At 37.1% G+C, this 23096-nt stretch carries 20 protein-coding genes; 8 read left to right on the forward strand and 12 right to left on the reverse strand.

Annotated features, from left to right (window positions below; genetic code table 11):
- Positions 1 to 11: 11 nt before the first annotated feature.
- Both RIV7116_RS31955 and RIV7116_RS31960 read right to left on the reverse strand, forming a co-directional pair.
- Positions 12 to 1172: an FAD-binding oxidoreductase gene (locus RIV7116_RS31955; protein ID WP_015122488.1), complete on the reverse strand. Its 1161-nt coding sequence runs from the start codon at positions 1170 to 1172 to the stop codon at positions 12 to 14.
- 52 nt (positions 1173 to 1224) lie between these two features.
- Complete coding sequence (locus RIV7116_RS31960; RefSeq protein ID WP_015122489.1) at positions 1225 to 2121, reverse strand: isopenicillin N synthase family oxygenase; 897 nt, start codon at positions 2119 to 2121, stop codon at positions 1225 to 1227.
- A 552-nt stretch (positions 2122 to 2673) separates the two neighbouring features.
- Between RIV7116_RS31960 and RIV7116_RS35415 the strand changes: the two genes are divergently transcribed.
- Positions 2674 to 2865: a KGK domain-containing protein gene (locus tag RIV7116_RS35415; protein ID WP_256380858.1), complete on the forward strand. Its 192-nt coding sequence runs from the start codon at positions 2674 to 2676 to the stop codon at positions 2863 to 2865.
- Positions 2866 to 3075: 210 nt separating this feature from the next.
- On the opposite strand, the gene ychF is transcribed toward RIV7116_RS35415, so the two are convergent.
- Positions 3076 to 4164: a redox-regulated ATPase YchF gene (gene ychF, locus RIV7116_RS31970; protein WP_015122490.1), complete on the reverse strand. Its 1089-nt coding sequence runs from the start codon at positions 4162 to 4164 to the stop codon at positions 3076 to 3078.
- A gap of 123 nt (positions 4165 to 4287) precedes the next feature.
- Here ychF and RIV7116_RS31975 point away from each other — a divergent pair, with 123 nt between their 5' ends.
- Positions 4288 to 5754, forward strand: coding sequence for an aminotransferase class I/II-fold pyridoxal phosphate-dependent enzyme (locus RIV7116_RS31975; protein WP_015122491.1), 1467 nt, complete (start codon positions 4288 to 4290; stop codon positions 5752 to 5754).
- Positions 5755 to 5829: 75 nt separating this feature from the next.
- Here the strand turns inward: RIV7116_RS31975 and RIV7116_RS31980 are convergent, their stop codons facing one another.
- The 3 genes from RIV7116_RS31980 to RIV7116_RS31990 form a co-directional block, all read right to left on the reverse strand.
- Positions 5830 to 6414 carry a hypothetical protein gene (locus tag RIV7116_RS31980; RefSeq protein WP_015122492.1) on the reverse strand — a complete coding sequence of 195 codons (585 nt, stop codon included), beginning with the start codon at positions 6412 to 6414 and terminating at the stop codon, positions 5830 to 5832.
- Positions 6415 to 6462: 48 nt separating this feature from the next.
- Positions 6463 to 7488: a glucokinase gene (locus RIV7116_RS31985; protein WP_015122493.1), complete on the reverse strand. Its 1026-nt coding sequence runs from the start codon at positions 7486 to 7488 to the stop codon at positions 6463 to 6465.
- A gap of 225 nt (positions 7489 to 7713) precedes the next feature.
- Entirely contained in the window at positions 7714 to 8361 is a 648-nt protein-coding gene (locus RIV7116_RS31990; RefSeq protein ID WP_015122494.1) for a histidine phosphatase family protein, read from the reverse strand.
- Positions 8362 to 8713: 352 nt separating this feature from the next.
- Between RIV7116_RS31990 and RIV7116_RS31995 the strand changes: the two genes are divergently transcribed.
- Positions 8714 to 11257, forward strand: coding sequence for a penicillin acylase family protein (locus RIV7116_RS31995; RefSeq protein ID WP_015122496.1), 2544 nt, complete (start codon positions 8714 to 8716; stop codon positions 11255 to 11257).
- A 104-nt stretch (positions 11258 to 11361) separates the two neighbouring features.
- On the opposite strand, the gene RIV7116_RS32000 is transcribed toward RIV7116_RS31995, so the two are convergent.
- On the reverse strand, positions 11362 to 13062 hold the full coding sequence (locus tag RIV7116_RS32000; RefSeq protein WP_015122497.1) for an iron uptake porin: 1701 nt from the start codon (positions 13060 to 13062) through the stop codon (positions 11362 to 11364).
- Positions 13063 to 13521: 459 nt separating this feature from the next.
- Here RIV7116_RS32000 and RIV7116_RS32005 point away from each other — a divergent pair, with 459 nt between their 5' ends.
- From RIV7116_RS32005 to RIV7116_RS32025, 5 genes are all read left to right on the forward strand, one after another.
- On the forward strand, positions 13522 to 14706 hold the full coding sequence (locus RIV7116_RS32005; protein WP_015122498.1) for a metallophosphoesterase: 1185 nt from the start codon (positions 13522 to 13524) through the stop codon (positions 14704 to 14706).
- A 366-nt stretch (positions 14707 to 15072) separates the two neighbouring features.
- The gene (locus RIV7116_RS32010; protein ID WP_015122499.1) at positions 15073 to 15474 is read left to right on the forward strand and encodes a hypothetical protein; all 402 of its coding nucleotides are present in this window, start codon (positions 15073 to 15075) and stop codon (positions 15472 to 15474) included.
- Between the two features lie 598 nt (positions 15475 to 16072).
- Positions 16073 to 17143 carry a hypothetical protein gene (locus RIV7116_RS32015; RefSeq protein ID WP_015122500.1) on the forward strand — a complete coding sequence of 357 codons (1071 nt, stop codon included), beginning with the start codon at positions 16073 to 16075 and terminating at the stop codon, positions 17141 to 17143.
- The gene (locus RIV7116_RS32020; protein ID WP_015122501.1) at positions 17140 to 17550 is read left to right on the forward strand and encodes a hypothetical protein; all 411 of its coding nucleotides are present in this window, start codon (positions 17140 to 17142) and stop codon (positions 17548 to 17550) included. The genes RIV7116_RS32015 and RIV7116_RS32020 overlap by 4 nt, the downstream gene beginning before the upstream one ends.
- A gap of 5 nt (positions 17551 to 17555) precedes the next feature.
- On the forward strand, positions 17556 to 18209 hold the full coding sequence (locus RIV7116_RS32025) for a hypothetical protein (protein WP_015122502.1): 654 nt from the start codon (positions 17556 to 17558) through the stop codon (positions 18207 to 18209).
- Between the two features lie 61 nt (positions 18210 to 18270).
- Here the strand turns inward: RIV7116_RS32025 and RIV7116_RS32030 are convergent, their stop codons facing one another.
- The 5 genes from RIV7116_RS32030 to RIV7116_RS32050 form a co-directional block, all read right to left on the reverse strand.
- Complete coding sequence (locus tag RIV7116_RS32030; protein ID WP_015122503.1) at positions 18271 to 18594, reverse strand: Mo-dependent nitrogenase C-terminal domain-containing protein; 324 nt, start codon at positions 18592 to 18594, stop codon at positions 18271 to 18273.
- Positions 18595 to 18970: 376 nt separating this feature from the next.
- A complete protein-coding gene (locus RIV7116_RS34365; RefSeq protein WP_198287564.1) occupies positions 18971 to 20581 on the reverse strand; it encodes a macro domain-containing protein in 1611 nt (536 codons plus the stop codon).
- A gap of 16 nt (positions 20582 to 20597) precedes the next feature.
- A complete protein-coding gene (locus tag RIV7116_RS32040) occupies positions 20598 to 20870 on the reverse strand; it encodes a hypothetical protein (RefSeq protein ID WP_044291309.1) in 273 nt (90 codons plus the stop codon).
- A 98-nt stretch (positions 20871 to 20968) separates the two neighbouring features.
- On the reverse strand, positions 20969 to 21550 hold the full coding sequence (locus tag RIV7116_RS32045; RefSeq protein WP_015122505.1) for a TetR/AcrR family transcriptional regulator: 582 nt from the start codon (positions 21548 to 21550) through the stop codon (positions 20969 to 20971).
- Between the two features lie 6 nt (positions 21551 to 21556).
- Positions 21557 to 22915: a cytochrome P450 gene (locus RIV7116_RS32050; RefSeq protein ID WP_015122506.1), complete on the reverse strand. Its 1359-nt coding sequence runs from the start codon at positions 22913 to 22915 to the stop codon at positions 21557 to 21559.
- Positions 22916 to 23096 lie beyond the last annotated feature (181 nt).

Genomic DNA, 23096 nt, shown 5'->3' on the forward strand with positions numbered 1-23096 from the left:
CAGTTAACAGTTCACTGCTCGCTGACAAATCTTTGTGGAGATAGCTTAGTAATAATTTCATCTTTGCTACCAGCTAAATAATTTGCAAAACGCCGTGCTAAGGGTGGAATAAATACTAGAGGGTTGCTAAAACCTGAAAAAATATAAACATTATTGCTTTGAGTAGCTTTCCCAATTAAAGGTAAATTATCTTTACTAAAAGCTACCAAACAATGATGCCAATCCCCGTTAATATTTTTTAATTCAGGTAATACCCTACCAATATTTTCTCGCAATGCAACTTCGCTTTTTACAGAATCGATAGCAGCATCAGGATTTGTATTTATATGACTTATTTGTCCCAAACGCAGACTATTATCTTGAAACTGAACTGCACCTACATCCAAAATCCAACCAAGTTGATTATTCTGATTCCATAATTTATCATTTGTAGTGCTATCTGCTTCTAATTGCGAACGTTGTAAAATTGCTGGCATTACTAAAGTATTCAATCTTAAATCTATCGGCGGGGTTTCGATAATTTCTGCATGGGTAAAATATACTTGGATGGGAATACCCGATATTTTCAGCAACTTTCGACTAAATCCACCAGCACAAACTACAATATTTTTACAGCTAAAGGTTTCAATATTTGTTTTAACTAATAAATCTTCTGGGTTGATTTCCAAAACTTTACCAATTTGCATCTTTCCCCCTGCCAGTAAGAAAGCCTTGATATAAGCTTGTGTTGTTTTCTCTGGATGAATATGCCCGTGTTTTACAGTCAAAGCTCCAGATATTGCTTCGCGATTTAATAAAGGTTCTAATTCACAAGCTTGATTTACTTTGAGTAATTGTGGAGGCGTAGCAAAGCGTTGGTAAAATGCAGCAATTTCTTCTGGATTATGATTTTGAGGAATAGTTAATAATAAATCTAATTCGCGAAATTGAATATCACTATTTAACTCTTGCGAAAGTATTTGATAAAGTTGCTTCGATTCTTTACATAATTGACTAGTAAAAGAAGTAGTGCCGCTCCAAAAAGCCAAACCACCATAGCTGTAACGAGTAGCGTTTTGCGGTGTAGTATCTTGTTCCAACAAAAGTACTGAAAAGCCCTTTGTAACTAATTCATAACTGAGTGCAGCACCCGCAATACCAGCACCGATAATAATAATATCGTAGGTTTTCATAAAAAATCTCGCATAAACCCCTTTTTTTTAGGAAGGTTAGGGGATATTAATTTTAATAAGTTGCTTGTAAGCGATTTAAAAGATATTCTCCAGCAGTGATTGGTGGATAAATTGGAGACTTATCTGTTTTACAACTTTCAAGACAGGAAATTTCTGTATCTTTATTAGGATGACAGAAAAAAGCCATAGAATATCTAGAAAATTTAACTTTATCCTCACCGGGAATTATAACTCGATGTTTTGTCGAACAAAATACATCATTTGTCCAACGCTGCATTAAATCACCTGTATTAACTAATATAGTATCAGCAATTTTTGGCGCTGCAATCCATTTTCCAGTTGCTGTTTGTACTTCCAAACCCCCAACATCATCTTGAAACAGCAGAGTAATGCTTCCATAATCGGAATGTTCCCCTGCACGAATTTGTCCGATTTTGGGCAATTGTCGTAAAGGAGGATAATGCAGCAGTCGCAATGTATGATTTTGTTGATTATGGTTGATGCTGAAGAAATCTTCCGGTAATTTCAAAGCTAATGAAAAAGCTGCGAGAACATTATTTGCAATTTCCGTACAAGCTTTGTAGAAACTAGGAATTGCAGGAGATAAATATAAGGAGGTTGGAAAATTATCGAATCGAAAAATATTAAAAGCTTCTTTCAAGTCACCAGGATAATCGGGATTTAACCTTTCTCTTTCGATGCCAACATAACCTTGATTGCTAAATTCATCCCTCCAAGCCGTGTTTTGTTTAACTTCTAAAGGTAAGTTGAATAGATATTTACTGTATTCAAAAACTTGCTTTAGTAAAATTGGAGAAATACCCGAATTTGCTATGTAAATAAAACCTATTTCATGGCAAGCTTGGTAAATTTGTTTGACTACATTTTGTTTTTCAGAAATATCACCTTTGTTGAAAAGTGAAAAATCAATAATTGGGATTTGAGACATATAAAAAACTATTTTAATTCTATGATTTGCATGGTGTCATTGCGAGCGAAGCGAAGCAATCCCAATTACTGCGATTATCCGCAGCTTCGCTGAATGCTTCGCACAGCAAACAATAACTATAGCGCTTTTCATTTGAGACTCACATAAACCTCACCCCCATCCCCTCTCCTTATTAAGGAGAGGGGTGTATTCTACTCAACTGAAAACTGCTATATTCTACTTGCTTTAAAGCTTCAACACTGCGAACTTCCGTAGTTGTACTAATTGATGAATATAATATCGTTGAATAAACAAGTAAATAATTGACCAGATATAAATTTATTTACTGATTTAAATATGAATGATAAAAATATTTACTTTGCCTTAAATTGTGATGATGTATTAATTTTTCAAGAAAATATTATGAAAATTAATAGTTTTAAAGAAAAGATGATTACAGGAACAAGAGAAGACCTTGAAAGTCTCGTCGATGATATACAATAATCTATTACAGAAGAAGCAGAATCACCTATTAAATATATAAAATCCAATTTTAGTATAGAGTATCAACTTATTAATTGTCAGATTCTTCAAGTGAATGATAAAGGTTGGAAAAAAGGAAATTTGAATATTGAAATATTTATATCACTGACAAATCATCAAGATGATAAAGTTAATTTAGAATTCTTCCCCGAACAACTTAACGAAGCAGAATCACGATTAGATGATATGCGTGAGATTACTCAAGCTGCAAATGGTGCGTGACGCTATTATCAAACTTGTAATTACTAACAAAAATTGTCGCAGCGTCACACAACGGCAATATTGCGGGAAGAAAATCTACACCGCAATTTGCCTCCCCTACAGTTGTGATAAAGAATTTATTCCTTCCCTTCTCCTTAATAAGGAGAGGGGTACCCGAAGGGCGGGGTGAGGTTTCGCCGAGTGTATTCGACTCAACTGAAATTCGCTATATTAATTAGTTAAAAACAACATGACATCACCTTCTTTAACAATATAAGCTTTTCCTTCCGCACGAACTAAGCCTTTTTCTTTGGCAGAACTTAACGAACCAGAGGCAACTAAATCCTCATAACTAACCGTTTCTGCACGAATAAATCCTTTTTCAAAATCGCTGTGAATTACACCTGCTGCTTGTGGTGCTGACATTCCAGATTTTATTGTCCAAGCACGAGTTTCTTTTTCTCCTGATGTGAAATATGTCCGCAAACCTAATAAGTCATAGGTAGCGCGAATCAAAGATTTTAATCCACCTTCTTCTACACCCAAAGACTCGAGAAAATCTGCTCTTTCTTCATCAGATAATTCAATTAATTCCGATTCTACTTGTGCGGAAACTATCACAACCTGAGCATCTTCTTTGACTGCAATTTCTCGCACTTGCTCTACATACTTGTTTCCAGTAGATAAATCATCCTCGGAAACATTGGCAGCATAAATTATTTTTTTCGCACTCAACAACGTCAAAGGCTTAATTAATTCTGCTTCTTCTTCACTTAACTGAATTTGACGAACCGATTTACCTTCATTTAACTCTGCCGCTACTTTTTCTAATACCGACATTTCATATTGAGCATCCTTATTAGCTCTTGCCTGCTTGCGAGTACGTTCCATCCGACGCTCAACTTGCGCCAAATCTGCTAAAACAAGCTCCAAATTAATCACTTCAATATCCCGTGCTGGCCCAACCGTACCAGAAACGTGAATTACATCATCATCTTCAAAACAACGTACCACATGAACGATCGCGTCAGTTTCCCGAATATTGGACAAAAACTGGTTTCCCAATCCCTCACCCTTACTTGCACCCTTCACCAAACCAGCGATATCAACAAATTCCACCCGCGCTGGGACAATTTGTTTTGCAGAAGAAATCTTTGCTAAAACCTCTAACCGCTCATCTGGTACAGAAACTACACCGACATTCGGCTCAATGGTACAAAAAGGAAAATTAGCAGCTTCAGCCTTAGCATTTGCCACCAAAGCATTAAATAAAGTAGATTTTCCTACATTAGGAAGTCCGACAATCCCGGCTCTTAGCATTTTGGATTTTAGATTTTAGATTTGTAATTCACAGGTTATCTTAAATCCAACAGCAATTTGTTTCAAATTGGTTTAGGCTGCCCCATCAATAAATTGAAGGGAAGTGTCAAATTAGTTATTTGTATGCTCAAACAAAACCAAACCCCTTTACTCGATGCAATAATATCCAACGCGAAACGTCCTCACGCACCTTTCTATACCCCAGGGCACAAGCAAGGAAAAGGAATTTCGTCAAAACTCGTCAATTACTTCGGTAAAGCTGTATTTAGCGCCGATTTAACCGAATTAACTCAATTAGATTGTCTTTTCGCTCCTGAAGGCGTTATCCAAGAAGCGCAACAACTCGCTGCCGAAGCTTTTGGTGCTTCCCAAACTTGGTTTTTAGTTAACGGCTCCACCTGCGGAATAGAAGCGGCAATTATAGCAACCTGCCGCGACGGCGATAAAATTATTCTTCCTCGTAACGTTCATTCTTCAGTAATATCGGGTTTAATTCTTTCCGGTACAATACCAATTTTTATCAATCCCGAATACGATGCAGATTTAGATATTGCCCACGGCATCACAACTAAAAGTTTAGAAACAGCACTGCAAAAACATGCCGATGCTAAAGCCGTTATGATAGTTTACCCAACTTATTACGGCGTATGCGGAGATATTAAGGCGATCGCTCAACTTACCCACGAGTACAATATTCCCTTAATAGTAGACGAAGCCCACGGCGCACATTTTGCCTTCCATCCCGAATTCCCCATCTCAGCCTTAGCAGCAGGAGCCGATTTAACCGTACAGTCAATCCATAAAACCCTTGGTGCAATGACTCAAGCATCGATGCTGCACATACAAGGTGAAAGAATAAATATTAACCGCATTAATAAAGCCTTACAACTAACTCAATCTACAAGCCCCAGTTATTTACTACTAGCTTCCCTAGATGCAGCGCGGCAACAAATAGCACTCCACGGCAAAGAATTACTCACCCGTACCTTGCAACTAGCAGAAGAAGCCAGAAACCGTATTAACCAAATCCCCGGATTCTCAACCTTCTTTTTCTCCCTCTCTTCCCCATCCTTAGACAAAACCCGCTTAACCGTAACCGTTTCTGAATTAGGAATAACCGGGTTTGAAGCAGAAGAAATTTTAGACGAGAAATTTAATGTAACCCCAGAATTCGCATCACACAAAACTGTCACATTTATCATTAGCTTGGGTAACACAGAATCAGATATAGAACAATTAGTAAAAGCCTTCACCACATTAGCCAAAGAATATAGAAAACCCTTCCTCGTAAAGGAGAAAGGGTTCTCTTTATGGAATCATTTTTCTGAATTCAATATTCCACATTTATCCCCCCGTCAAGCATTTTTTAGCTCTACACAAACCGTACCCATTAAGGAAGCAATTAATCGTATCAGTGCTGAAACCGTTTGTCCCTATCCTCCTGGAATTCCTTTGTTAATTCCCGGAGAAATAATAACTTCCGCAGTTGCGGAATATTTATTAAATGTGAAAGCTATGGGAGGATTTATCAGTAATTGTGCTGACACTAGCTTGTGTACTTTGAAAGTTGTAATCGGAAAGAGGGGGTAGAGGAAGAAGAGGGGATTAAACTCACTAGTCGCTACTCTAACTATCCCCAATGCCCAATGCCCAATGCCCCATGCCCTATCTTCTCAAAACCACTTGAAAAGAGTTCAAATACCCCCGAATACTTTTACCAAGGTGCTTTTCCTGTTCTTTGGTGGTGATTACCATTGCTTGGTACAAACGTCCCTCGGCGAAAAACATCCGGTTTCTAGTAATTTTTCCGGCTGAGTTAACGTATTGAAATTCTTTACCAGGCTGATTATTGTAACTACGAATATCTTTTTGACTTATTAATGTGGATTTCGTAGTTTTTAACGCCATATCTCGTGCATTGTTCAGCACCACTTGGGGATTTGCGAGCTTGCCGTAACTATGGGGAAAGTCGTTGTAAGCGACAACGTATGCTACTTGCTGCTTAGGGGGTTTTGCCAGAAATATGTTTAAGTTAATTTCTCCCATGAAGGTTTTCTTAGTTTCACTCATGGATTTGGGCATTCCCGGCATCAATACCTTGAAGCTACCATCAGGGGAATTGAATACTTTCCATTTTGACTTCTTGGCTGCTTGCGCTGTAGCTGTTTGTTGTTGGTTAACTTCTGCTGCTGCAAAGCTGCTAAATACCAAACCGGCGGCGATTAGGGGTAATAAAGCTTTTTTTGTCATAGTTGTTGCTTAAGAAGATGCTGATATTACTTATTCTGTGAGCTTCTGTTATAACCTAGAAGCACTAATAGCAGCACCTATTAAACCAACTTGGGAGTTAAGAATTATATGTACGGGTATGTCTTGTAAAATGCTTCGCATTCTACCTTTACTACTGAAATTCAATAGAAAGTTACCGTTTTGAATCAAAGGAAGTATTTTGGGTGCGATTCCTCCACCAATATATAAACCACCGTAGGGTAATAGTTTTAACGCTAAATTACCGGCTTCTGCTCCGTATGCATCAACAAATAACTGCATCGTCTGCTCGGAAAGGCGATCGCTTTTGTTTACAGCAGCCGTACCGATTGCTGCGCCTGGATCTACGCTCTTTTCTTGACCCGCTTCTCGCTCCCAGGTTGTGACGACTTGAGCAATTTCTGGCGATTCGGGAGCCATTTTTCGATCTCGCAAAAATTCATAAATAGATACTATTCCCATACCGGAAACTACCCGCTCTACCGATACTCTTTGAATATCGTGTTTATCAAGCAGATATTTCAAAAGTTGAAATTCCAATTCGGTACGAGGTGCGAAGTCGGAATGTCCGCCTTCTGAAGGAAATATCTGATACATATCTCCGGTTTTGATTAAAAATCCCTGTCCCAAACCAGTACCTGCTCCCAGGATACCAATTGGAGCCTCAAGATTTGGTTTCCCTGCTTGTAAGGTTAGTACATCTTCTTTTTTCAAACCCAAAATACCAAAACCAACGGCAGCAAAATCGTTGATTAAAGAAACACTAGCAATACCTAATTGTTCTTCCAAACGCGAGCTATCAAGAAACCAAGCCAAATTAGTCAACTTAGCAGTATTATTTACTACAGGACCTGCGATCGCAAAACAAGCTTTTTGAGGTATATCCGTCGTATTTGCTGCCGTCAAAAACTGCTTTACTATCGGAACTAAATCGGGAAAATCTTTACTGGGATAACGTTCTTCATACAAGGTACGCAATACAGGTTTTTCTGACGCTTCAACCAAGCGCAAAATAGTTTTCGTACCGCCGATATCTCCCGCTAATAATAATGTCATGGTTAGTTGTTAGTTGTTAGTAGTTAGTTGATAGTTGTTAGTAATTAGTAGTTAGTTTACTGGTTGCCAGTCTCCGCCTGGGAAACTATATCAACAGGCTCTGCCTCGCACTCATACAGGAGGCAGAGCCTCCCCAAATACATTACAAGTCGGAGCCTTGTAACGAGAAAACGAGTAACTCCTAACTTTTACCACTAACAACTAACCACTAACAACTAACAACTATTAATTAAACCTCACCACTTCTTCAACTTCTGTCAAATGAGAAGTATCTCCTGCAAGTTCTAATAACCATTTTGGTTCTTGACGGACAATTTTTACTAAGCTACATAAGGAAGCTTTAACTTCTTGAATAGCTAAATCACCTACAAACCCCATCGCGGCTCCTAATACCGATGCACCGTGAGCAACTAATAAAATATTTTCTGGAGAATATTCTCTTGCCAAGCATCTAGCAGTTTGTGCCGAGCGCTGACGCATTTTTTGACGAGTTTCGGGATAATTGACTGCTATTCGCGGAGTGTAGCCAACATCAATATAAGGATATAGTGCCTTTAATTCTTGAATTGAATGTCTTTCTGGCTCTTGAGTCATCCAATCGGGATTTAACCATTCACTTAGTCCGGTTTCTAACTTTATCGGTAAATCGAGAACCGATGCAACTGCTGCTGCTGTTTGTACAGTACGTAAAAATGGGGAAGCAAAAATATGGTGAATTTCTTCTGTTTTCAGACGGTTAGCTAATTGCTGTGCCTGTACCATACCATCATCTGATAGCGGTGGATCGTAACGTCTTTCGGCTGTTAAAAACCAGTCAGGATTTACAAAGTCAAGACGATTGGCATGTCTAGCCATCCAGATGATTTGGGACATGAGATAAAAGCTGAAATTGATGCAGAATCAATATTATCGCATCAATGGTAATAGTTTGGCGGTATTCAACAAAAACCAATAAAACAATAATTTTGATAAAAACCAGGTTTCTTTGTATTGCTCCTAACCATAAACTATTCAAGTAATCATCAAAAATCAAACATCACCAAAAAAGCAATCATGGAAAATACCAACATACTAGATTTAGTTACAGCAGGAATCGCACTATTAATTCTCATCGGGGGAATGTTAATGATGTTTACCACGGTATTCACTACTAAAGGAAAATAAAACACCCACATTCGCTATATAATGTCGCTTGTTTAACCGTAATTTTGCCACTGGGGAATAGATGGATAATTTAAAGAAAGGCAGGCTGGGAGCGGTATTCAAGAGCATTGGAATATTATTTGTGGTATTAGCTTTCACCTTAATGGGGTTGACGGCTTATACCTTGAGAAAATCTTTTCCTCAAGAAAGTGGCATTATTACGATTCCGGGGCTGGAGAATCAAGTAAAAGTTATCCGAGATGAATGGGGAATTCCCCAAATTTATGCTAATTCATCCCACGATCTGTTTTTAGCACAAGGTTACGTCCACGCTCAAGATCGCTTTTGGCAAATGGATTTTTGGCGGCATATCGGTGCTGGAAGATTATCGGAAATGTTTGGCGAGTCGCAGTTAGATAAAGATAAGTTTCTGCGAACTATGGGATGGAAAAAGTTAGCAGAACAAGAATTTGAAATCTTAGATGTTTCTACAAAGGCAAATTTACAAGCTTACGCAGAAGGTGTTAATGCTTATTTAGGGAATCATCAAGGTAGTGCTTTAAGTTTGGAATATGCCGTATTAAAACTTCTGAATCGCGAGTATCTTCCGGAACCTTGGCAGCCAATACACTCCATTTTGTGGGGTAAAGTCATGGCTTACGATTTGAGTACAAATCTTGGTGATGAAATTGAACGGACTATTCTTTTAAAATCTTTTCCCAAACAACGAGTAGACGAACTGTTCCCACTTTATCCAGATGATTTCCCGGTTATTTTACCTAAATTTAAGTTAGCTAAAAAAGCAGACAGAAAAACAGAAGATATAAGTTTAAATTTAAATTTATCTACTTTAAAAGATATTACCCCTTCATTAAAATCTATTGCTAGTAACATCAGCGAGATGGAGGAAATTCTCGGTACAACGGGAAAAAATGTCGGTTCTAACAGTTGGACTATTTCCGGTAAACGTACAAGTACGGGCAAACCGATTATAGCTGACGACCCACATTTAGCCGTACAAATGCCTTCAATTTGGTATGAAACAGGTTTGCACTGCAACTCAATCAACAACAATTGTCCCTATAACGTTACCGGTTTCACCTTTGCGGGAGTACCGGGGGTAATTGTCGGTCATAATAACCGTATTGCCTGGGGTGTAACTAACGTAATGTCCGACACGATGGACTTGTACGTCGAAAAAATTAATCCCGAAAACCCCAATCAATACGAACTCGATGGTAAATGGGTTGATATGCAGCTTGTGGAATCAGAAATTCAAGTTGCTTCCCAAGAATCGGTAAATCAAATTGTCCGCTATACTCAACATGGTCCGATTCTTTCTGATGTTCTGCCTAAATTACAAGAATTTGATCGAAGCTCATTAGTCGAAACTCCAAAAAATTACGCTGTCTCCCTACGCTGGACTACTTTAGAGCCTTCACAATTAATTAGTGCCATTCAAGAAATAAATCGCGCTCAAAATTGGCAGGAATTTCGCACTGCTGCCAGCAAATTTGATATTGCAGCCCAGAATTTAGTATATGCGGACGTTGATGGAAATATTGGCTACCAAATGCCCGGAAGAACTCCCATCCGCGAAAAAGGAGATGGGCGCTATCCGGTGCCGGGATGGAATAATGAATATGAGTGGCAAGGCTATATTGATTTTGAAGAATTACCCCACAGCTTGAATCCAGAGAAGGGATATATTGTTACAGCTAATAATGCCGTAGTTGACGATAATTATCCCTACGTAATTACTAAGGATTGGGTTCACGGTTATCGTGCAAAACGCATTGAAGAAATGATTAAGGGCGCAAATCAACCATTAACTTTGACTGATATAGAGTTAATACAAGGTGATACCCTCGATCTAAATGCAAGATATTTGGTACCAATATTCGAGTCAATTAATTTTAATGATTCCCGGATTGAAAATGCCCGTCAACTATTATTAAATTGGGATTTTCAACTCAATATTGAATCACCTGCATCGGCTATTTTCCAAACATTCTGGAAAAAATTATTAACCCTAACATTCCACGACGAACTACCTGAAGATTATCATCCTGATGGTAGCGATAGATGGTACGCCGTCATCAGAAATTTAGTTACACAACCCGATAATTTATGGTGGGATAATCGTAATACTCCAAAAGTTGAAAATCGGGATGAAATCTTCAAGCTTGCTTTAACAAAAGCAGTCGATCAACTTGAAACTACTTTTACTAAAAATCCCGAAAAGTGGACTTGGGGAAAGCTGCATAAAATCAACTTTCGCAACCCAACTTTAGGTAAATCTGGTGTCGCTGCGATTGAAAAACTCTTCAACCGAGGTACATACCCAACATCTGGTAATGGAGAAACCGTTAATGCCAATCGCTGGAAAGCCAATCAATCATCCTTTGAAGTAACGCATATTCCTTCAATGCGGATGATTGTTGATTTAGCCAAATTCGGTAGCTCCCAAACAATTCACAGCACCGGGCAATCGGGACACGCATTTAATCGTCATTACACCGATATGATTGAGCCGTGGCGGAATATTCAATATCATTCCATGCTTTGGGGAGATGAGAAAATTAATGAGAACGCTGAGTCAACTCTTTTATTGTTACCTGAATAATTGGTAATTGGTAATTGGTAGTGGGTAATTAATAATTGGGCTGCTAGGGAGCAAGATGCTGCGACTACATATGTTTTTTATAACTCCTAACTCCTAATTCCTAACTAAAATTTAAAAGTAGTTTTCATTAACCCAACCCAAATAGTATCGTTGTCTGCATTATGTTCGGGATTGGTAATCATGACAACTCCGGGAGTGATAGAAATACTGTCATTAACAGGATAGTTATAAGATAATTCAAAATGTAAAGAAGTATCCTTATCTTCGCGTTCTAAAATATCATTATTTGTTACTTTTGGAGGCATCCCAAAAACAAAATTTAATTGACTTCCCGGTTTACCTAAATCCTTTAAAGCTGCCGTTACAGCCCAACTCCAAATATCAGCATCTGCACCTTGAGAAGCATTTACGCTATTAACATTTGGTGAAGCTTCTGCATTCGCACTTAAATAGCTTCCCCAACCTCCTAAAGTAAATTTTTTGCTTAACTTATAAGTAAACTGCAAACCAAAACCATTAGTAGAAGTCGCTGAATCTCCAAAAGGTAATTGAGCAAATCGACTTCCCTTTCCTCCAGTTACATTAATGCTCGAATCCGGCTGCGGTGCGTAATAACGCCCGTAAGTTACGGCAACAGCTATTTTATCTGAAGGCGTATAAGTTAACTGAGACAGCGAACTGAATTGCTCGCCAAATAATCCTTCATCTGCATCCGAGCCGGAAGTAGTGAAGTAACTTATACCACCAGCAAGCTCATCGGTAAATTTGTAGTAAACTACCCCACCCGTACCAAAGGCAAAAGCGTAAATAGGATTCTCGCTACCGAAAGTAGAAATTGAAGAAACGGGATTGAGTGAAGGGAAAATACGAGTAGGAAAGCCTGCAATTGGCGCAACAACAATTGTACCGCGATCGTTACCAATAGGAGATTCGTAATAAAGTGAGGCTAAATCAAATTGATTATCAGTATTTGTAGCTCCAATTAAGCTAATCATATCCGTACCAACAGCACTTCTATCAAAGCTGCTGACGTTTCCTGCTTGTATACTAGTTCGCAATAAATCTTTACCAGTAAAACTAGTATCAAAATCAAGCACTGCCCGCGATGAAAAACTTAAATTGCTATCCAAACTTTCTCTTTGATTTTCTCCCGGTGCTGCTGCTCTTACATCACCAAAAGCACTAATTAGATAAAAATCTACCGTTCCATTTAAAGTTGCAGTAGTGCTAAATTGATTTTTTTCAATAGAGCTAACTTGTGATTCTAAATTATCAACTCTATTCCTTACCTCTCGTAATTCAGCAACAAACTCTCTTTGCAGCCTATCTAAAACCGTTAAATCTTCTAAACTCTGTAAATTACTTGAATCATTAATCAAAGCTTCGATAGTCGTAAGACAAGTATTAAAAGCAAATGCAAACTCATAACGAGTTACGGAGCGATCGCCATTAAACTCGTTTCCCGAAACACTTACACAGTCGTACTTTTCGATTAAGCTCAGTAATGCTCCATAAGCCCAATGCTCGGGACTAATATCTTGTAATTGATTGACATCAGTAACTTTATTTAAATAAATCTGCCTTTGGCTATATTTTTGATTAAGATTATCTACATCCTTAGTGGGATGAGCTTGCTGTTTATTAATGCTGCGAAAAACATCTTTCTCGTCAGATAAATCGAAACTGATTTGAAAATCTGTTGAATCATCAACCGAATTTACTTGAGCAAAAACAGGGGATAAATTGAATAAAATAACACTTACAATAAAAGATGTAAACGGTAACACACCGAAGACTTTTTTCATCTATTCATACTTACTTATGATTACCTCCAAACAATACTCTTTTAATTCAAAATAAGAAACAAAAATCGTCAAAAATATTTAGATATAACTACAAACAATCAAATACTTGGTAATCTATATAACATTTGTAAGTTTAACAGGGCTTATGCAAGAAGATAATTAATCATTATTAAATCCTCTTAGGTTGGGCTAAACGCAGTGCAACCCAAGCTACAAAAACGCTACGAATTATTCCGAACACGAACGCTTAAATAAACGTCAGTAGAGAAAGATATTTAGATAAAAAACCGCAGAGACGCAGAGAAAACAAAGGAAAGAGATTAAGAGGGGACAGGGTTAATAGTTAATAATATATATTCTCCTATTACCAATTACCCATTCAAATTTGTATCCTGGTATAAAAATAAATCACGCAACAATCCGCTATATTTACGGTGTAGTTGACTGGGAGCAAAAAAAATGCATTGGCGGCGATTTTCTTTATTTGTAATTTTAGGGTTCGCCCTAACTATCTTCTGCTTTGCTTGTGCAAACCTAGATCGGCAATCGACTCAAATACCAACTACACAACAAACAAATAAGCCAGAGATATCAAGTTTACCTCCGCAGACACAAGAAATTGTTAAAAGTGCTGGTGATTTATTTTATCCGCCTCGTGGAGACGTGCGTTTAGTCGCTATCAGCGATTTGAATTCAGCTTATGGTTCCACCGACTACGACCCAGAGGTAGATAAAGGAATAAATTTATTGCCTTTTTGGGAACCAGATATGGTAGTTTGTAGCGGTGATATGGTAGCCGGACAAAAAACGTCGCTGACAGAAGCGCAAATTAAAGCAATGTGGGCAGCTTTTGACGAACATGTAGCAGCACCTTTACGTCAAGCAAACATACCTTTCGGCTTCACCATCGGCAATCATGACGCTTCTGGTGCTAAAGGAGAAGAAGGAGAGTTTAAATTTCAAGAAGAAAGAGATTTAGCTTCCGAATACTGGAAAAATCCCCAACATAACCCCGGAGTTGAATTCATCGACAAAAGCCAATTCCCATTTTTCTACACCTTCAAACATAAAGATATCTTCTTCATGGCTTGGGATGGTTCAACCCATAGAATTCCCCCCGATAAACTAGCTTGGGTAGAAAAAGCATTAGCTTCTCCCGAAGCGCAACAAGCCAAAATGCGGATTCTATTAAGTCATTTACCTTTATATGCAGTTGCAGAAGGGCGTAACAAATTTGGCGCTGTAATGGCAGATGCTGATGAATTGCGAGAAATGCTAGAAAAATACAACGTTCATACCTATATCAGCGGTCATCAACACGCATATTATCCCGGTCATCGCGGTAAATTACAGCTACTTCATATGGGGCTTATGGGTTCGGGACCACGTCCATTAATTGGAACAGAAGCCCGTTCAGCAAAAGCAATTACGGTGGTTGATATTAACTTTAATTCTCCAGAATTAACCACCTATACCACCTATGACATGAAAACCTTAGAACTCATTGAATATAAACAACTACCTAGGTTTTTAACAGGTCATAACGGCATAGTTTTACGCCGAGATGTCGAATACAAAGACTTGAAAGCAGAAGAAAAAGCAGCTTGTATAGAGAAAATAGGTGAAAAACTTTGCTCTGAATAATTATTAGCTCAAAGATAAAATTTCAAAGGTGTAATATAGTAATATAACTTTTTATTCCCACTCTCCCCAACTCCAAACCATGCTCAGGTGAAAAGTTTGTTGAAAAATTGGGGGATATATTACTTTACCAAAATATGCGGTAGAAAAGGTTAAAGCTGCTTTGGAAGAGATTAATTCTTAAATATTACTTGAATTTTTAAAGGGAATGAAGAATATTTCAGGTTTGCTAAGAATTAAATTGCTCTTCTATTTTAATTGACCAGAGAATATAAGATAATGTACGAAAAATATTTACGTATAAATGTAGATATTAAATGTAAATAGCATCAATTCTCTATAACATCAATGAATTTAGGAGTAGCACTAATGAGCGAGCATGATGAATTTAAGAAATTTCTTCCCGATGAAGGATTTGAAAGTCCACCGATTGTTTACGAAGTTCCTTCCCAAGTCGAAACTCCTTATCAAGAGAGAATACCATCAGGTTACGAGCCGATGAGTGAAATAGAACTACGTGGTAGAGCTTACAGAGGATTATCAGGAGGAAGAATTCCTTGGTGGGTGATGATGACAGGCTGGATGATTTTTGGAGGTTTCGCTTTTGCTATTTTAATTCCGGCGATCGCCTCACTAGTTTCTGGATCTTGGTTAGCCTCAGTTGCGTTAATACCAGCCTTACTTATTGCTTCGATTTTCCTCACAATTCTATGGAGAGGAACAAATGCAAAGCTCTCAGTTAGGAAAAATCAAAGTAGTAACAAAAATTAGTTGTAGGTTGGGTTAAAGGCGCATGATGATTTAATAATTTACCAAAAGTAAAAAAGCGCCGTAACCCAACATCAGTATTTTGCTATAAAAATAAAATTTAACTTTTATCTATACTTGTGACTTCAAAAGTCGCCTTCATAGAAAGCTCTATGAAAGGGCTTGGGGATTAGGGATTAGGGGTTAGGGAACCCCATAATTAAAATTAAGGGTTTCTAGCAATGGCAAAGTATTTTTTAGCACTGCTTGTCTCAAAATACATCTTGATTGTTGTCCATATTTAAAAATAGGGACTTGTATCCATTTACTGGGCGGGTTCCTTCCCCATCTCCCACAACCCATCCCCTAACCCCTACCCCAAAGGGGTTTGGTCAAGATTAGCTCCGCTTAAATTAATTGAACTTAGGTTCATATCAGGTAATTTAATCTCTACAAAATCCCTCTCACCAGCAGCATAACGTTCTAATAATTCCCTTTCTTTTTTTATAAGAGGAGATGAGGGTGAGATTTTAAATGTATTGAACTCAACATAAAACCTTTTAATATTGACCTAAAGAAAGAATAATTACAAATACTCATCCTTTTTATTAATCATAAATTAATGCTTACTGCTCAAATAATTGAAGCTTTTAGTCAAAGGATTTCATGGTCTACGATGAGAGTCATTTTAAAGATATGTGACTTACCCGTTGGACGTGGATGGGAACAAACGATTAAGAAGTTGACAGATGAAGAAAGCGTCAATAATGATATCAGCGCTAAAATTGAGCGGCTAAAAAATTGTTATGAAAATCACTTATTGGTAAATGATAAAGCATTCAAAATTTATCAGCTTGAAAGAAAAAACATTGATAAATTAATCGCTGCATTTAGAAAATATAAAGCTGCCGATACAGCATTTCATCAAACATATCCCTACCCACTATCTGATGACAATCTGAAAGAACTTGACTTTACTCAAAAACTAGTTGAAATTAGAAATACAGAAGACGGTTTAGCAGTAATCTTCTGCACAAAGCGTTTATTTACCGAGCGAAGTCAAATAAATACCGAACAATTGAATGATTGGACTAGAAAAGATTTAGCTGATTATGATAAAATCATTGGTATTAAAGAACATTACCGGCAATTTTTTGATGTAGTCTTACTGTCAAAAAAGCGAAATACAATAGAAATTAGAGTTGATATTACTGGTAGCTTATCCTTAGAAGACAAAAGTAAAGCTTTTTTTCAAACGATACAACAATTTAATACTTTATCCGAAAATATTGCGCTGGTAAAAACACCATTACAGCAAAGCATCAACTTCTTTTCGCTGATAGATAATTTATATGAATCTGACGAAGGGAAAGTCGTAGAATTAGCTTTCATTACCGATGAAGGTTCGACTAAATCTGAAAAAATGCGTAAAGGCTCGATAGATTTGAGAAACGAAACCTACCATCATGCAGGTAAAAAAGCAGTACACCATATAACTTCCTATCGACTGGCAATTTCATGGAATATTCAGATTTCCCAAGGAATAAATAGCCAACCAGAACTTTTATTACCAGGGCGCGCTCAAATATTGAGCAATCAAACTCAATATCTTGATGAAGTCTGTATACTAAACTGTAGCAGCTTAGATGATTATGAATTTGTTGTTGAGAAAATATTTACCTATCTAGAATGATTGTAATTAGCAAGCAACAAATTATAGAACAAATTCATCAAGACTGGTTGCAACAGCCTCAGTCAGAAATTTGTATTGCAATACTTGACTATCTAGTTCGCAGTAATTTGCAACATCTTACACATATTACCTATGGTAGTCTGCGAAAAGTTGTAGGAAAAGCTTACGATAATCGAGATTTATTAGCCGCAATACAATATTTATGCGGTGAGAGAACGCATCTACTTAAAACAAAATTTGAATTAATAGATGACGGCAATTATTTTGATATTTCTGATGATGAAATGATTGAAGCTCGTGAAACCGGACAGCTTCTGCATCCAGAAACAAGAAAATTAATTACTAATTTTGAAGACAAAGTTTTTATATACTTTCAACCGAGTTCTGTAGTAAAAAACCTTGCTTAACAAGAATGGATATTGAAAATTTAAGTTTACGCGAACTACAGAATTTAGAGCAACACATACCGGGATTAGGTCGCTTTCCATCCAGGTTTTTAGTTACTAATTATAATAAATTCATTGAACTACTCTACGAAGATATTGACGACATCATCTATCAAATCCAAGAAAATCCTGAACTGCGTCAAAAGGATAGCGAAGATAGATTAACAATAGATATTAGAGATCAACTGCGTCGTTTGGGATACGATGCCTCCCATGACTCAAAATTTGGAGGTCATGCAGACCTTTTAGTTAAAAAAGGTAATTTTACATGGATTGGAGAAGCCAAAATCCATAGCTCTTACAATTACTTATGGGAAGGTTTCCTACAGTTAACTACTCGATATTCTACAGGTGATTTCAATCAAAGAGATGGTGGCATTTTCATTTACATTCGTCAGAAAAATGCTAGTGCGATTATTGAGAAGTGGAAAAATCATCTATTGAGTAAAGAATTGCCCGATTACACTTATGAAGCGTGTGAGAATAGAGAACTTTCTTTTTTCTCAACCCATAAACATGAAGGCTCTGGTAAAGATTTTAGAATAAAGTATATTCCGGTAATTCTCTATTTTCAACCGCAAGATAACAGTGGAAGAAGTAAAAGTGAGAAAAAGATTTGATTTTGATAATTCTTTGTTTCATTAGCGATGTTGATTTACACATCAAATAAAGATTCTCTTCTCAGCAATAACAGCCTACATCTTCGCCACAATCATCAGCTAAATAGCAAAGCGCTCTAAACCGCAAACCAATTATTTCCTCATACAGGGGATTAAGTTTGCATAAGGGTGGAATATGTAAAATAGTGCGTCCAAAGAAACAAATATCTCGCTCAAAAGGGCACTGCGTAGGAATCATCCGGCAAATAAAATGAGCTAGCGCAACGTTATTAATCTCTAGATTATTCAGCCACTGACGTATAGGATATAACCCATCGAACCAAGGCATTTGAGGCTTAATTGAAGTAAAAGTGGTTTGAGGAGTACGTCTGATTAGATTTAACATTGCTCTATCCAAATGTGTTTAACTTTTAACCTATATCTGTAGTCTAAGCATAAGCTCAGCAAATGTAAATACTTGCTTGATATAAAATACATTTATAGCATATAAGCAAAACTTAACTTTGGTTTTACGAACATAGCCTAAGCTTATGAAGATTTCATGTAGGTTGGGTTAAAGGCGCACGAAGAATTAATAGTTCACGAAAAGTACACACGCGCCGTAACCCAACATCAAAGTAATGGTTTTTAGTAACTATGTATTGAATCTTAATTTGAATTGTTTGGTTTTCTCGATTGTGTTGGGTTTTGTTCTTCAACCCAACCTACTCACTACTCACCACTTAGGAGTATTTCACAATTAATTGAGACGACTTAAAATTTTACCGATTTAATAAAATTTCCGTACATTCTAAAACCTTTTCTTCATTATAAGGTTTTGTAAAATATCCTTGAATATCTAAATTCTTTCTAAATTCATTTCTTTTTCTATCAACACCCCTAGAAGTCACGATCGCAAAAGGAATATTTTTCAACCGAGAATCTTGTTTCAATCGTTCACGCAGTTCAAAACCAGTCATTCTTGGCATTTCTATATCGCACCAAATCACATCACATTCAATTCCTTGTTGTAATTTATCTAATGCTTCTTTTCCATCTCTGGCTGTTTCGACGTAATAACCAGCTTTGCTAAAATACATCGATAATAATTCTCGAACGGTTATTGAATCATCAACAATTAAAACGGTTGATGGTATTCTCCTATTTAATATCGCCGACTTTGCTAAACCTTGTTTTCCATCCAAAAATTCAAAAACTTTCAAAACAATTTGCGCGATCGCAATTCCGACTTCTTCTGGATTTTCTTCTCGTCGTCCCAATTTTTCCCATAGCTCCACTGGTATACAATCGGGACAGTCTATTTCTGTATAAAGTTCTTCAGCAAAACCACCACTTCTCCCCACAGGAATCACAACTGCACCCATCTGCAAAGCACGTCGCGCTTCGTGTTCGGAACCAGGACCTCCTTCTATAAGTAAATATACGTTAGCTATTCGTGCTAAAATTTCTCGGCGTTCTCTGTAATCGACACCACCATAAAGGTTGTGACCATAATCCCAAGGCTGATAACCCTGGGGTTGAAGGTGAAATACTTTATTAGTTGAAAAGCTCCGGGAAACTGCTTCTGGTATGCCTGAAACTCCCCCAGTCAGCATTACTAAATCATCAATTTTTGCTAAATATCGTCCCGCAGCCTTGCAAATAGCTTTGCTGCTGTCTCCCCAAAATGATGTACTACCTATTACAGCTAGTTTTGGAGAATCGGTTATCTGAGTCAATAATTCTTGAGCAATCTTTTGGTATTTGGGATTTACTGTTTGGTTCGATGGTAAATAACTTATTTTATCCTGAGTAGCTGAAAATGAATTTTGCATCAATTGAGTTATTTGAGGGTGTTTCAATTGATCTTGATATTCTTCGTAATCTTCCGATTGATAACAAACTATTTTTACCTGCATCGGTAACGGATGCTCTGCCAAATATGAAATAATTTCCTTAAGAGCAATTCTTGCAGCCCAATCTTTAGGAAATCCCCGCAATCTCGTTCCAATACAGGGAAATGCTAAAGTCTGAATTTGATTTTCTGCTGCTATTTCCAAGCAGTTACGGTAACACACCCGTAATTCCTCCCCCGACTCTTGGCTGCGTTCTTTTTGCCAAATAGGGGCACAGGTATGAATTACATGAGATGATAGCAGACGAAATCCAGGAGTAATAATAGCTTTACTCACATCCAACCATTTAACACTACTAACAGCCCTTCTGAGATTTTCACCTGCCGCACGGTGAATATTACTACACAATCCCGCAGCAATAAGAACGTTATTGGTAGGATTAACTATCGCATCCACAGATTGAGTAATTAAATCCCCTTTGATAATGGATAAGCGATTTCTTAATTTATTATTTATCGGTAGATTGATTGAAGTCATAGCACAAACATGAAATTTAGGGTTTTGGTTGGTTTGTGATTTCAACATCGGCAAAAAATTGCTTTTTTCCGATGATTTGCTGATTTTCAGCAATTTCCTTCGCCGTGTGGAATGTAAACTTACGCTCCTCTCCACTTTGATTCCAAGCTGCTTGGAGTTGGGAATGAGGAAATTTTCCGTTAATAAATAGCATCATCAGCAATTTCCATCTTGTCTGGAGATAATGTGTTTCACCAACATAAAGTTTTAAGTTAGCAATATTGACAACTGCAAAGATTCCCGATTTCATCTCTCTAATGGTTTGCTCGGTATGATGCTTTGAGTTTATTGTTCCCAGTTTTTATCAAAAATTAGCCGCAAGTCTTTAAAATTTAAATTTTTCTCAAACTAATCCAACCACTTTTCAATAAACCAATCAATCACCATGATTAACTTTTCTTCTTCTGGTTCAAAATATTTCTCTGTAGTCGCCACTGGAAAAAAGTAACCAATAGAATGTAAAAATACTTCTGTATCGCGCTCTAAATTATCTATTTTGAATATATTATTGACAATTCCTTCTACTAAAATTTTTGAGACATTTTGTCGAGTCGAAATCTCTTGCTGTTTCAATAAATCTGGTTTTAATTTAATTACAGCACGAGCTAATTCGGCTGCATAAGAACCGCCATTTCTTGTTTCCTGAGATTCACGGAAGCGACATATAATATAAGCTTTAAGCTTTTCTTGTGGAGACTTGGAAGAATTTAAAATTTTCTGTGTATATGCTATATGTTGTTGTGCTTGAGCTTCAATGCTTGCAATTAAAATATCATTCTTATTCTTAAAATATAAATACAGCGTCCCCACAGCAATACCTGCATCTTTAGCAATTTCTTGCATTTTTGTTTTCTGAATTCCGTATTTACGGAGACGCTGTTTAGCTGCATTCAAGATTGCTTCTCTCTTTTGCGGATCGAGTTTTTGCATTTGAGACTAATTTCGTTTCCAGACTTTTACTTTAATCCCATTTTTAGGACGTAATGTAAAAGTTGGATCGATTTCTATATTTTGATTTGGCAATAACTCTAACTTAAATCGCTGACTAACTAAAGCAATAATAATTGTCGCTTCCATGAGTGCAAAATTTTGACCTATACAAATTCTTTTTCCTCCACCAAAGGGGAAATAAGCAAACTTTGGTCTTTGATTTACTTTCTCCGGTAAAAAATTATCTGGGTTAAATCCGAGGGGATTTTCCCAAAATTCGGGATGACGATGAATCATAAATGCTCCTACAGTGACAATAGAATTTTTAGCAATCAGGTAGCCATTTATTTCGTCATCTTGTCTAGGAGTTCTTACCATTCCCCAAGCTGGAGGATATAAACGTAAGGTTTCGTCAAATATTCTTCGGGTATATTCTAGTTGGGGCAATTTTTCAAAGCTGAGATTACTACCATTCAAAACTGTTCGTAATTCACTCTGTAGATTTTCAGCAATATCTGGATTTTCTGCTAATAAATACCAAGTCCAAGCTAAACTAGATGCAGCAGTTTCATGTCCTGCAACTAATAAAGTTATTGCTTCATTGTGCAGTTGTCTATCGCTCATCCCTTCTCCCGTCTCTTCGTCTCTTGCGGACATCAACATCGAGAGTAGATCGTTTCTTTCACTAGGATTCTGACGACGAGAATTGATAATATCTAAAACTAAATTATCTAAAGTTTGTTTAGCCCTAATAAACCGCCGATTTCGTAATGTTGGCATCCACAGTGGTTCCGTCCATAAATTATTAATCTTGTAATTAACAAACTCATATCCAGTCCGAAAAGCTTTACCTAAAATGCTATCTTCATCGCTAATATCTATACTAAATAAAGTATTTCCGGCAATTTTCAACGTCAGGCGTAGCGTTTCTTCAGCAATATCAATTACTTCACCATCGGTTTTATTTTCCCATTCTTTTATAAAAGATTCGGTACAGCTAACCATCACATCAGCTAAATTTGCTAGCTGCTTCATATGAAAAGCTGGCTGCATTAATCTACGATCTTTCAGCCAGGAATCTCCTTCACTGGTAAGAATACTTTCACCCATCATTAAATTTAAAGGCTTATTTAGCATGTCGGGTTTTGCGTAAAGCTCTTGATGGGTAAATAAAACATGTTCTGCATAACTTGGATGAGCGAGCAAATGTGCTGAATAATTTGGCATTATTGGCAACCGTACAATATCCCCGTACTCCTTCCACATCCTGTTGTAGAAGTTGAGAACATTCTGCTGAATTTCTTTGGAATTGAACAGCAGATAACCGGGTTTTGTAGGTAATGATTTACGGGTTTGTAGAACCATAAGACACCTCAAAATTCAATAATGAATATTTTTGCATATTATTCATTATAGCTAATTGAATTTATGTTGCGTAAATAACATTTCTGAAGATAAGAAAATTTAGGTCAAAAAGGTCATAAAAATATAAGTTATGGTTAGAGGAAAGTTACGAACTACTGTCAATCAGTATTTATAATTCATT

Source organism: Rivularia sp. PCC 7116, assembly GCF_000316665.1.
In the GTDB taxonomy this organism is placed as follows: Bacteria; Cyanobacteriota; Cyanobacteriia; order Cyanobacteriales; family Nostocaceae; genus Rivularia.